General features: G+C 69.0%; 8 protein-coding genes. All 8 read left to right on the forward strand.

Features of this window, described 5'->3' with window-relative positions:
* Position 1: 1 nt before the first annotated feature.
* The 8 genes from ACSVC7_RS13740 to petA all read left to right on the forward strand — a co-directional run bounded on the left by ACSVC7_RS13740 (position 2) and on the right by petA (position 12,604).
* Entirely contained in the window at positions 2-1,084 is a 1,083-nt protein-coding gene (locus tag ACSVC7_RS13740) for an efflux RND transporter periplasmic adaptor subunit (protein WP_448204917.1), read from the forward strand.
* Positions 1,081-2,253 carry an efflux RND transporter periplasmic adaptor subunit gene (locus ACSVC7_RS13745; protein WP_448204916.1) on the forward strand — a complete coding sequence of 391 codons (1,173 nt, stop codon included), beginning with the start codon at positions 1,081-1,083 and terminating at the stop codon, positions 2,251-2,253. Before ACSVC7_RS13740 ends, ACSVC7_RS13745 begins: the two co-directional genes overlap by 4 nt.
* Positions 2,250-5,399, forward strand: a complete 3,150-nt coding sequence (locus ACSVC7_RS13750) for an efflux RND transporter permease subunit (protein WP_448204915.1) — start codon at positions 2,250-2,252, stop codon at positions 5,397-5,399. Before ACSVC7_RS13745 ends, ACSVC7_RS13750 begins: the two co-directional genes overlap by 4 nt.
* Positions 5,392-7,419: a mechanosensitive ion channel family protein gene (locus tag ACSVC7_RS13755; protein ID WP_448204914.1), complete on the forward strand. Its 2,028-nt coding sequence runs from the start codon at positions 5,392-5,394 to the stop codon at positions 7,417-7,419. Before ACSVC7_RS13750 ends, ACSVC7_RS13755 begins: the two co-directional genes overlap by 8 nt.
* A 43-nt stretch (positions 7,420-7,462) precedes the next feature.
* Positions 7,463-10,222, forward strand: a complete 2,760-nt coding sequence (locus ACSVC7_RS13760; RefSeq protein ID WP_448204913.1) for an MGH1-like glycoside hydrolase domain-containing protein — start codon at positions 7,463-7,465, stop codon at positions 10,220-10,222.
* Between the two features lie 3 nt (positions 10,223-10,225).
* On the forward strand, positions 10,226-10,621 hold the full coding sequence (locus ACSVC7_RS13765) for a hypothetical protein (protein ID WP_448204912.1): 396 nt from the start codon (positions 10,226-10,228) through the stop codon (positions 10,619-10,621).
* Positions 10,622-10,657: 36 nt separating this feature from the next.
* Positions 10,658-11,788 (forward strand): AI-2E family transporter, encoded by a 1,131-nt coding sequence (locus ACSVC7_RS13770; RefSeq protein WP_448204911.1) that lies wholly within the window; start codon positions 10,658-10,660, stop codon positions 11,786-11,788.
* A gap of 255 nt (positions 11,789-12,043) precedes the next feature.
* Positions 12,044-12,604 carry a ubiquinol-cytochrome c reductase iron-sulfur subunit gene (gene petA, locus ACSVC7_RS13775; protein WP_448204910.1) on the forward strand — a complete coding sequence of 187 codons (561 nt, stop codon included), beginning with the start codon at positions 12,044-12,046 and terminating at the stop codon, positions 12,602-12,604.
* The last annotated feature ends 13 nt before the right edge of the window (positions 12,605-12,617 follow it).

A 12,617-nucleotide genomic window follows, 5' to 3' on the forward strand; every position in this document is an offset into this window, starting at 1 on the left:
CATGTCATGGACCTCGAAATCCGCTTTCCTTGCCAGCCTGACTCTCCTGGGGTGCGAGCAGCCGGCGCCGCCCCCGGCCGAGGCGACGCTGATCCGCGCCGTGCCGGTGCAGGAAACGACCTTCGACCGCACCGCCGCCCTGACCGGCGAAATCCAGGCCCGCCATGAAAGCAACCTGGGCTTTCGCGTCGGCGGAAAGGTCGTCGAACGGCTCGTGGATGTCGGCGCGGTCGTCGCCAACGGCGACCTGCTGGCGCGGCTCGACAGCCAGGACCAGCAGAACGCGGTGCGCTCCGCCGAATCCGACGTCGCCGCCGCCCAGGCCTACGTCGAGCAGAGCCGCACCCAGGAGGAGCGCCAGCGCTCGCTGCTCGCCCAGGGCTTCACCACGCGGGTCCAGTACGACAACGCGTTGCGCCGCTTCACCCAGGCCCAGGCCGAACTGAATTCCGCCCAGGCGAAGCTGAGCGCCGCCAAGGACACGCTGTCCTACACGGAGCTGCGGGCCGACCGCGACGGCGTCATCACCGCGAAGGCCGCGGAGCCGGGGCAGGTGGTCGCCGCCGGGCAGATGGTCCTGCGGCTGGCCGATCCGGGCGAGCGGGAGGCGGTGTTCCAGGTCCCCGGCTCCAGCACCCGGCTGGAGGGGGAAAAGGAGCTGCCTCCGGTCGAGGTCCGCCTCGTCAGCGATCCCAAGATCGTCGCCGACGGCACGATCCGGGAGGTGTCGCCGGGCGTCGACCCGGTCACCCGCACCTACACGGTCAAGGTCTCGCTGCCCGACGCGCCCCAGGCCTTCCTGCTGGGGGCGGCGGTCACCGGGCGGGCCAAGCTGCCGGTGCGGCCGGTCATCAACCTGCCGTCCTCCGCACTCTTCCAGACGGCCGACGGCGGCACGGCGGTCTGGGTGGTGGCGCAGCCCGCCGCCACGGTCAGCCTGCGGCCGATCTCCGTCCTGCAATACGACACGGGCACGGTGACCGTCGCCAGCGGGCTCGCCAGCGGCGACATCGTGGTGATCGGCGGCGTGCAGAAGCTGCGGCCGGGACAGAAGGTCACCGTCAAGCAGGAGGGCGGGGCATGACGCGCGCAACAGGCACAAAGCTGCTTTCGGCCGCCGTCCTGGCCGCCATTCTGGCCCTCCCGCTTGCCGCCTGCCAGGAGCAGGCGAAGCAAGAGGCCGGGCATGGGGCCGACACCGCCCCCGTGATCCGCCCCGTGCGGACCGTCACGGTCGAGCCCGTGACCTTCCGGCTGGCCAACTCGGTGACCGGGTCCATCGAGGCGCGGGCCGACGCCGACCTGGGCTTCCGCATCGCCGGCAAGCTGATCGAGCGCAAGGTGGACGTGGGCAACCAAGTCAAGGCCGGCCACCTGCTCGCCCGCCTCGACGACCAGGACCAGCGCAACGAGCTGCGCACCGCCGAGGCCAACCTCGCCTCCGCGCAGGGTGAGCAGGTGCAGGCCCGCAACGAGGAGAACCGTAAGCGCGAACTGCTGGCCAACGGCAACACCTCCCAGGCGCTCTACGACGCGGCCCTGCTGGCGATGCGCACCGCGGACGCCAAGGTGGTCGCGGCGCAGGCGGCGCTCCAGTCGGCGCGCGACAAGGTCGGCTACACCGAGCTGCGGGCCGACCGGGACGGCGTGGTGACCACCGTCGGGGCCGAGCCCGGGCAAGTGGTGGAGGCCGGCGAGATGGTCGTGCGGATCGCCCAGCCGGAACAGCGGGAAGCCGTCTTCAACGTTGCGGAGGCCGGCCTGCGGGCCGCCCCCAAGGACCCGGTGATCGAGGTCGCGCTGGCCGGCGCGCCGGACGTCACGGCGATGGGCCGCGTGCGCGAAATCTCGCCCCAGGCCGATCCCGTCACCCGCACCCACACCGTGCGGATCGCGCTTCAGAACCCGCCCGACGCGCTGCGCCTGGGCGCCACCGTGACCGGGCGCCTGAAGCAGGACCCGACCCCCGTGATCGAGCTGCCGGACACGGCGCTGGTCGAGGAGCAGGGCAAGAGCTTCGTCTGGGTCGTCGACCCGAAGGAGCAGACGGTCCGGCGCCGGGTCGTGTCCATCCGGCCCAGCGAGGGCGAGAGAACACCGCCCGGCAACACGGTCCCCGGCGGCAACACGGTCATTGTCACCGATGGGCTTGCCCGGGGCGACATCGTGGTCATCGCCGGGGTGCACAGCCTTTCCGAAGGCCAGCGCGTCCGGCTCGGCAAACACATCGAAACGGCGGCGGCGGCACCATGACCAGCTTCAATCTTTCGGAGTGGGCGCTGCGGCACCGCTCCTTCGTCTGGTACCTGATCCTCTCGCTGACGCTGGCGGGCGGGCTGGCCTACATGCGCCTCGGGCGGGAGGAGGATCCGGCCTTCACCATCAAGACCATGGTCGTCCAGACGAACTGGCCCGGCGCCACGATCGAGGACACCATGAATCTGGTGACCGACCCGATCGAGAAGAAGCTGGAGGAGATCCCCTACCTCGACTACGTGAAGAGCTACACGAAGCCCGGTGTCTCGGTCGTCTACGTCAACCTGAAGGACTACACGCCGGCCGAGGCGGTGCCCGACCTGTGGTACCAGACCCGCAAGAAGATCGCCGACATGAAGTCCACCCTGCCGCAGGGCGTGCAGGGGCCGGGCTTCAACGACGAGTTCGGCGACACCTTCGGCACCGTCTACGCCTTCACCGCCGACGGCTTCAGCTATCGCGAGCTGAAGGACTTCGCCGAAACGGCGCGGGCCGAGATGATGCGCGTGCCGGACGTCGGCAAGGTGCAGTTCGTGGGCGTCCAGAACGAAAAGATTTACCTGGACTTCTCCACGCGCCAGCTCGCCGCCATGGGCATCGACCGCGACGAGGTGGTGGCGGCGCTGCAGGCGCAGAACGCCGTCGCCCCGGCCGGCGTGGTCCAGGCCGGCGACGAAAAGATCAGCATCCGGGTCAGCGGCGCCTTCACGTCGGAAGACAGCCTGCGCGCGATCAGCCTGCGCGCCAACGACAAGTTCTACCGGCTGGCCGACGTGGCGCAGGTTCGGCGCGGCTACGCCGACCCGCCGACCCCGCTCTTCCGCTACAACGGCCAGCCGGCCATCGGCATGATTATCTCCATGGCGGCGGGCGGCAACATGCTGACCTTCGGCGAGGGCATTCACGAGAAGATGCGGCAGGTCGAGGCGAACCTGCCCGTGGGCATCAACGTCCATCTCGTCGCCAACCAGTCCGTGGTGGTTGAGGAGTCGATCGCCGGCTTCACCAAGGCGCTGAAGGAAGCGGTCATCATCGTGCTGGCCGTCAGCTTCGTCAGCCTGGGGCTGCGCGCCGGCATGGTGGTGGCGACCTCCATCCCGCTGGTGCTGGCGATGACCTTCATGGGCATGGAGTTCTTCGGCATCGAACTCCAGCGCATCTCGCTGGGCGCCTTGATCATCGCGCTCGGCCTGCTGGTCGACGACGCCATGATCACCGTGGAGATGATGATCACCAAGCTGGAGGAGGGCTTCAGCCTGGATAAGGCGGCGACCTTCGCCTACACCTCCACCGCCTTCCCGATGCTGACCGGCACGCTGGTCACGGTGGCGGGCTTCATCCCCATCGGCTTCGCCCAGGGCGGGGCGGCGGAATACTGCTTCTCGCTGTTCGCCGTGGTGGCGATGGCGTTGCTGTTCTCCTGGATCGTCGCCGTCCTGTTCGCCCCGCTGATCGGGGTGAACGTGCTGAAGCCCAACCCGAAGGCGCAGGCGCACGGGCCGGGGCATGGGCACGAGCCGGGCCGCCTGATGCGGATGTTCCGGGGCGCCCTGCGCATGGCGATGCGGGCGCGCTATCTGGTGATCGCGGTGACGGTGGCGATGTTCGCCCTGTCGGTTTTCGGCATGAAGTTCGTCCAGCAGCAGTTCTTCCCCGCGTCGGACCGGCCGGAGCTGCTGGTCAACCTGACGCTGCCCCAGACCGCCTCGATCAACGCGACCCGCGAGGTGGTGGAGCGGTTCGAGAAGGTGCTGGCCGCCGACCCGGACGTCGAGCACTGGAGCTTCTACGTCGGGCAGGGCGCCATCCGCTTCTACCTGCCGCTCGACGTGCAGCTCGCCAACGACTACTTCGCCCAGGCCGTGGTGGTGACCAAGGGCTACAAGGTCCGCGACGGCGTCCGCGCGCGGCTGGAGAAGGTGCTGAACGAGAATTTCTCCGACCTCAACACGCGCGTCAGCCCGCTGGAGATGGGGCCGCCGGTCGGCTGGCCGGTCCAGTACCGCGTCTCCGGCCCCGAGGTGGACGAGGTGCGCTCCATCGCCAACCGCATGGCCGACACCATCGGCACCAACCCCTACACGCTGCTGATCAACTACGACTGGAACGAGCCATCCAAGGTGGTGCGGGTCGACGTGGACCAGGACAAGGCCCGCCTGCTCGGCATCAGCTCCAAGTCGCTGGGCGAGGCGCTGAACGCCACGGTGTCGGGCGCCGCCTTCACGCAGCTGCGCGACAACATCTACCTGATCGACGTGGTGGCCCAGGCGAGCAACGCCGAGCGCAGCTCCATCGAGACGCTGCGCAACCTCCAGATCGCCATTCCCGAGGGGCGCACCGTGCCCCTGCGCGAGGTGGCGACCCTGCGCTACGAGCTGGAGCAGCCCGTGGTCTGGCGGCGCTCCCGCCTGCCGACGATCACGGTGCAGGCCGATCTGGTCCCGCCGCTCCAGGCCGCGACGGTGGTGCAGCAGCTGGAACCGGCGGTGAACCAGCTGCGCCGCAGTCTGCCGCCCGGCTACACGATCGAGGCCGGCGGCACGGTGGAGAACAGCGCCAAGGGCATGGCCTCCATCACGGCGGTCTTCCCGATCATGGTCTTCGTCATGCTGACCGTGCTGATGATCCAGCTGCAGAGCTTCCAGAAGCTGTTCCTGGTCATCAGCGTGGCGCCGCTGGGCCTGATCGGCGTCGTCGCGGCGCTGCTGCCGACCGGCACGCCGCTGGGCTTCGTCGCCATCCTGGGCGTGGTCGCGCTGATCGGGATGATCGTCCGCAACTCGGTCATCATGATCGCCCAGATCGACGAGCATCTGGCGATGGGCGAGCATCCCTGGGACGCCGTCATCAACGCCACCATGCACCGCGTCCGCCCGATCCTGCTGACCGCCGCCGCCGCCAGCCTGGGCATGATCCCCATCGCCCCGGAGGTCTTCTGGGGGCCGATGGCCTACGCCATCATCGGCGGCCTGATCGTGGCGACGGTGCTGACGCTGCTGTTCCTGCCGGCGCTCTACGTCACCTGGTTCCGCATCAAGGAGCCGGCGCCGGAGGCGGCGGAAGCCGCCCGGCCGCCCCGGCACGACGGGACCGCGCGCCCGCAGGACCAGCCCCCGACCAAGGGAGTGCCCAGCGGTGCGTGATCGGCGAGCCATCCTCCTGGCCGGGTTCTTCCTGTTCCTGGCGATGACCGGCCCGCTGCACGCGGCCGAGACGGCGGCGCCCGTCCAGGTGCCCGCCCCGGTGGTCGGGACGGTGGTCGAGACGAGGGCGGCCGAGACGGGCTTGCAGGAATACGCCCGCCGCCTGGACGAGATCGCCGCCGTCTACCCCCGCCTGCCGGGCATCCTGGCCGAGACCTTCCACCACCCGAACGGCACGCAGCCGACCATGGCGCCGCAGCGGCTGGCGGGGGGGCTGGCGATCCTGCTCGCGGCCGGGGCCGTGGCGATGTTCGCGGCCCGGCGGGCGCTGCATGTGCGGGATGCGGCCACGCCGCTGCTGCGGTTGGGCACCGGGCTGGCCGAACTGGTGGCCTTCGCGCTGGGCGCTCTGCTCGCCTATGCCGTGCTGCGCCCGCCGCACCCGGCGGCCCCGGCGATCCTGCTGGCGTTGCTGCAGTTTTCCGTGACCGTCCTGCTGATCGACCGTGTTCTGCGCGTCCTGACCGCGCCCGACGATCCGGAGCACCGGCTGCTGCCGCTCGACGGGGCTGCGGCGCGTGGGTTGCAGCGCACGGTGATGACGGTGGTGGTGCTGACGGCGGCGGCGCTGGGGCTGCTCGACCTGCTGCGGGCGCTGGGCATGCCGCGGGAGGCGGCCGTCGCGCTGGGGATGCCGCTCGGGACGCTGCCGTTCCTGTACCTGCTCTGGGTGGTCTGGCGCGGCCGGGCAACGGTAATGCGGGTCCTGGCCGAGCCGTTGAAGCTGGACGCAAACTCCTTGCCGATCCTGGCGGCGTGGCCGGCGCTGGCGACGCTCTGCCTGATCGGGCTGTGGATGATCGTCGTCGCGGCGGCGCTGCGGCTGGAGCATGGAATCGGCCTGCGCCTGATGGCCAGCCTGCTGCTGGCGATCGGCGTGCCGCTGGTGGCGCTGCTGCTGACCCGGCCGCTCGCGCACTTCTACCGCGCGGGGCTGGAGGAAGCGGAGGCCGAAGAGGCCGGGAAGCAGGTGGTGCGGCTGACGCGCGCCATCCTTCTGGGAATGATCGTGCTGGGCGTCGTCGGCACGGCGATGATCTGGGGCTACGGCCCCGAACGGAGCGAGGGACCCGGCGCGCTGCTGATACGGCTGCTGTTCAACGTGTCCGTCGTGCTGCTGCTGGGCTATGTGGCCTGGGTGCTGATGATCCGGGCCATCGACCGGGCCTTGAGCGCCTCGAAACGCAACTGCCCCTCCACGCGGGCGCAGCGCATGGTGACGTTGCTGCCGCTGCTGCGCAAGTTCCTGCAGGTGGTGCTGGTGGCGGTCGTGGCGATGATCATGCTGTCGTCGCTGGGCATCGAGATCGGGCCGCTGCTGGCCGGCGCGGGCGTGGTCGGCATCGCCATCGGGCTTGGCGCGCAATCCACCATCGCCGACATCCTGGCCGGCGTCTTCTTCCTGCTGGAGGACGCCTTCCACATGGGCGACTACGTGGAGGTCGGGCAGCTGCGCGGCACGGTGGAGGGCATCTCCCTGCGCTCCCTCAAGCTGCGGCACCACCGGGGGGCCGTCCACACCTTGCCCTTCGGCCAGATCAAGGCGCTGACCAACTACAGCCGCGACTGGGCGCTGATGCGGCTGGAGTTCCGCGTGCCGCCGGACACCGACCTGGAGCTGGTGAAGTCGCTGGTGAAGACCATCGGCAAGGAACTGGCCGCCGATCCGGAGATGGGGCCGAACTTCATCGAACCCCTGAAGTCCCAGGGCGTGCGGCGGGTGGAGGACGATGCGCTGATCATCGGCGTGAAGTTCACCGCCAAGCCCGACGAGCAGTTCGTGATCCGGCGCGAGGCCTACCAGCGCCTGATCCGCGCCTTCAACGAGCATGGAATCCATCTGGTCGGGCGCGGTGTGGTGGTGCGGGTGGAAGACCCCAACGCCGCGTCCAACGTGATCGGCTTCGCCGCGCAGGAAGCGTTGCGGCGGCCGGGGGACATCCCCGTCAGCGCCGAGTGAATCAACAAGACGGCAAACCAACAAGACAAAGTGGGAGGCTCCGATGCCAGAGGCGGGTGATCGACGGGGAACCGGCGCGACGGCCGAACAGGTCCGGCTCGACCAGACGCGCGAGCAGGGCGTCCCCTGGAAAAAATGGGGACCCTATCTCAGCGAGCGGCAGTGGGGCACGGTGCGCGAGGATTACAGCCCCCACGGCAGCGCCTGGGACTACTTCCCGCACGACCAGGCGCGATCCCGCGCCTACCGCTGGGGGGAGGACGGGCTCGCCGGCATTTCCGACGACCGGCAGCGGCTGTGCTTCGCGCTGGCGCTGTGGAACGGGCGCGACCCGATCCTCAAGGAACGCCTGTTCGGGCTGACCAACAGCGAGGGCAATCACGGCGAGGACGTGAAGGAATATTACTTCTACCTCGACAGCACGCCGACCCACTCGTACATGAAGTATCTCTACAAGTATCCGCAGGCCGCTTTCCCCTACAACGACCTGATCGAGACGAACCGCCGGCGCAGCCAGCGCGAACTGGAGTACGAACTGCTGGACACCGGCGTGTTCGACGGGAATCGTTACTTCGACGTGTTCGTGGAATACGCCAAGGCAGCGCCGGAACGCATCCTCGTCCAGATCACCGTGCACAACCGCGGGCCGGAGCCCGCCGACCTGCACGTCCTGCCGACGCTGTGGTGGCGCAACTGGTGGTCCTGGGGTGACCAGTCCGAAGGGGCCTCCGTGCCGAAGCCGTCCCTCGTCGAGGCGGCCGGTGCCGGGCACCGCGCGGTTCGCGCCGCGGATCCGGAGGGAGGGGAGGCGTTCCTCCATTGCGACGGCGATCCGGCGCTTCTCTTCACGGAAAACGAAACCAACCTGTGGCGCCTGTTCGGCGTGCCGAACCGGTCCCCCTACGTCAAGGACGGCATCGACGCCTGCGTCGTCCATGGCAAAGCGGAGGCGGTGAACCCGGAGAAGTCCGGAACCAAGGCCGCCGCGCACTACCGCCTGACGCTCGGCCCCGGGGAGAGCCGGACCATCCGCCTGCGCCTTGACGCCGACGGGGCGGAGGGGGACGGCGACAACGTCTTCGGCCCGGCCTTCGCCGACCTGATGGACACCCGCCGGGGCGAGGCCGACGCCTTCTACGCCGCCGTCACGCCGCCCTCCCTCGGCGCCGACGGGGCCAACCTGTTCCGGCAGGCGCTCGCGGGCATGCTGTGGAGCAAGCAGTTCTACCAGTACGACGTCGACACCTGGCTGGAGGAGCACGGAGCCAGCCCCCACAAGGGGGCGCACGGGGCAGCCCCCCGCAACGCCCACTGGCACCACATGGCGAACGCCGACATCATTTCGATGCCGGACAAGTGGGAATATCCCTGGTACGCGGCCTGGGATCTGGCCTTCCACGTCATCGCCCTGACGCTGGTCGATCCCGACTTCGGGAAGGGGCAGCTGGACCTGATGCTGCGGGAACGCTATCTGCACCCCAACGGACAGATCCCCGCCTATGAATGGAACTTCGGCGACGTCAACCCGCCGGTCCACGCCTGGTCCACCATCTTCACCTACCGGATGGTGAAGTCGCGCGACCGGGAGGAAGACCGGCACTGGCTGGAGCAGATCTTCCAAAAGCTCCTGCTGAACTTCACCTGGTGGCTGAACCGCAAGGACCGCGAGGGCAGGAACGTCTTCGAAGGCGGTTTCCTCGGGCTCGACAACATCGGCGTGTTCGACCGCAGCGCGCCGCTGCCGACCGGCGGCTATCTGGAGCAGGCGGACGGAACCGCCTGGATGGGGCTGTTCAGCCTGAACATGCTGGAGATCGCGGGCGAGCTGACCCTGCACAACCCCGTTTACGCGGACATGACGCTGAAGTTCGCGCAGCATTTCCTGTGGATCGCCTCGGCCATGACACGGTTGGGCGAACAAACGGGCATGTGGGACGAGGAGGACGGCTTCTTCTACGACGTGCTGCGCCTGCCGGACGGACGGGCGCAGCGGCTGAAGGTCCGCTCCATGGTGGGGCTGCTGCCGCTCTGCTCCGTCTGCGTCTTCGACGGCGAGGTCCTGGCGAAGCACCCGGACGTGGCCGAACGCTTCGGCGCCTTCCTGGCCGCCCGCCCGGAGATGGTGGGCGCCATGCACGACCCGCGGGTTCCCGGCCGGCAGGGCCGCCTGATGGGCGCCGTCCTGAACGAGGACCGGCTGCGCCGGGTGCTGGCGCGCATGCTGGACGAGGGCGAGTTCCTCAGCCCCTACGGCATCCGTTCCCTGTCCCGGCACCACGCCGACCATCCCTACGTGTTCTCGGTCGGCGGTCAGGAATTCCGGGTGCCCTACCTGCCGGCGGAATCCGACAGCGGCATGTTCGGGGGCAATTCGAACTGGCGCGGCCCGATCTGGATGCCGGTCAACGCGCTGATCGTGCGCGCCCTGGTGCAATACTACATGTATTACGGCGACGACTTCCGCGTCGAATGCCCGACGGGGTCCGGGCGCATGATGACGCTCTATCAGGTCGCCGAGGAAATCTCCCGGCGTCTGGCGAGCATCTTCCTGCGCAACGAGGCCGGGCAGCGTCCGGTTTACGGCGGCGCGCGGACGTTCCAGGAGGATCCCGACTGGCGGGACTGCATCCTCTTCTACGAATATTTCCACGGCGACAACGGGGCCGGCATCGGCGCCAGCCACCAGACCGGCTGGACGGGGCTGGTCGCCCGCCTGATGCACATCTTCGCGACGAACACGGCGCAGGATTTCCTCGACGAAGGAAAGGAAGCCATCGTTCCCACCCTCACGGAGGCGACGTAGCCCATGGCACCCGCATCGCGCATCCTGACGGCCGCCGCCGTCCTTATCGCCGTCCTTATCGGGGTCCTTGCCGGCACCCTGGCCCTGTCCGCGCCGGCGTCGGCGCAGTTCAACATGCTGTTCGGCGGGCGTGGGGGAAAGACCTTCACGTCGGAGGACTGGACCATCTTCAAGGACACCATGCGCCAGCTTCTGGACAGCGGCAAGGCCGGCAGCCGCGCCGACTGGCGCAACGAGCAATCCGGGTTCCACGGCGACATGCGTGTGGAGCGCGTGTACCAGCGGGAAGGACTGCCCTGCCGCCACGTCGCCTTCAACGTCATGCGCGCCAAGGAGCGCGTTCCGTACCGGATGAACTTCTGCAAGACGGATGAGGGCAACTGGGTGATCGCGCCCTGAAACTCCAAGCCCTGGAATTCCATAAGGAGCAGAGCCATGGCGGACTTCATGCAAGACCGGCTGATGCCGCACGGCGACCTGTCGGACGCACCGGAACGCGATGAGAAACGCCATGAGATGGGCTATGTCCGCAAGGCGCTCGTCCTGACCCTGATGCTGGTGCTGGTGGTCGGCTGCTTCGTGGTGCTTCGGCCCTTCATCGCGGCGATCCTGTGGGCGGTCATCCTGACCTTCAGCACATGGCCGCTGCATTGGCGCCTCGAACGCGCGCTCGGCGGGCGCACGACGATGGCGGCGGCCATCATGACGCTGTTGGTCATGCTGCTGCTGGTCGGACCGCTGGTCGTGCTGGGGGTGAAGATGTCGGAGAATGTCCTCCGCGTCTTCGAAACCGCGCACACCGCCATGGAACGGGGGCTGCCGCCGCTTCCCGACTGGGCGGCCCGGCTGCCGCTGGTCGGCGACCGGCTGAACGAGGGCTGGAGCGCGCTGGCGAGCGGGGAGGCCACCCTGTACACGCTCCTGCAGCCCTATTTCGGGCGCGTCCGCGACTGGGTGCTGGAGGCCGGTGGGGGCCTGCTGTCCGGCACGTCGCTGATCGCGATCAGCGTCCTGATCGCCTTCTTCCTGTACCGGGACGGCCGTGCCGGCGTGCTCCGGCTGCGCAACGTCATGGGGCGGATCGCCGGCGCGCGGGCGCGGCAGTCGCTGGATGTGGCGGGCGACACGATCAACGGCGTCGTGCATGGCGTGCTCGGCACCGCCCTGGTGCAAGCCATCGCCGCCGCCTTCGGCTATTGGTTCGCCGGACTCCCCGGCGCCTTCTTCCTGGGATTCGTGACCTTTTTCCTGACGCTGATCCCGATGGGGCCGGCCGTCATCTGGGTGCCGGCGGCGGTCTGGCTGGGCGCCCGGGGCGAAACGGGCATGGCGATCTTCCTGGTGGCGTGGGTCGGCCTGCTGGTCGGCAGCCTGGACAACATCCTGCGCCCCATCCTCATCGGGCGGAGCAGCGATCTTCCCTTCATCGTCATCTTCCTGGGCATCGTCGGCGGTCTGGTGGCCTTCGGCCTGATCGGCATCTTCCTCGGCCCGACGCTGCTCGCCGTCGCCTACAGCCTTATCCGCGAATGGAGCGGCGGCACCGGGGAGGCACCGGCGGACTGACGCCTTCGGCGATGGGGGTGAGGTGGTTTTTCGGTGTCGTCAGCGCCACCCGCCACCCCCGGCTGCAAACATGGGGCTTGCCCGCGTTGCGGGAAAAGGCCGTTCCGGAAACGGAATGGCAGAACCCCCGATCCCTCACCGAAACGCACGGGACGCTGCGGTGTTCGCTGCATAGAGGATCCATGAGGGGGGATCCATGAGGGATCGGCGACCGGCGGGGGGCTTTCCGCCGGTCCGGCATTCGGGAGGATTGCCATGAACGAGACGGTTTCCACGCCCCACGCTCCCGGCCACGGCACACCGCAGGGTTCGCGCCGCGACTTCCTTTATCTGACGACCATCACGGTCACCGCGGTTGGCACCGCCGCCGCAATCTGGCCGATGATCGACAGCATGAACCCGGCCGCCGACACGCTGGCGCTGGCGTCCATCGACGTGGACCTTGCCCCGGTGCAGGTCGGCCAGTCGATCACCGTCACCTGGCGCGGCAAGCCGGTCTTCATCCGCCACCGCACGGACAAGGAGATCGAGGAGGCGCGGGCGGTCAACGTATCGGACCTGCGCGACCCGGCCACCGACGCCTCCCGCGTCAAGAAGCCGGAGTGGTTGGTCATCATCGGCATCTGCACGCATCTCGGCTGCGTGCCGCTGGGGCAGAAGACGACCGACCCGCGCGGCGATTTCGGCGGCTGGTTCTGCCCCTGCCACGGCTCGCAATACGACACGTCGGGCCGGATCCGCGTCGGCCCGGCCCCGGCCAACCTTGTGGTGCCGCCCTACGCCTTCCTGACCGACACCAGCATCCGTCTCGGCTGACCGGACGCATGCC

Source organism: Azospirillum mesophilum (assembly GCF_053470405.2).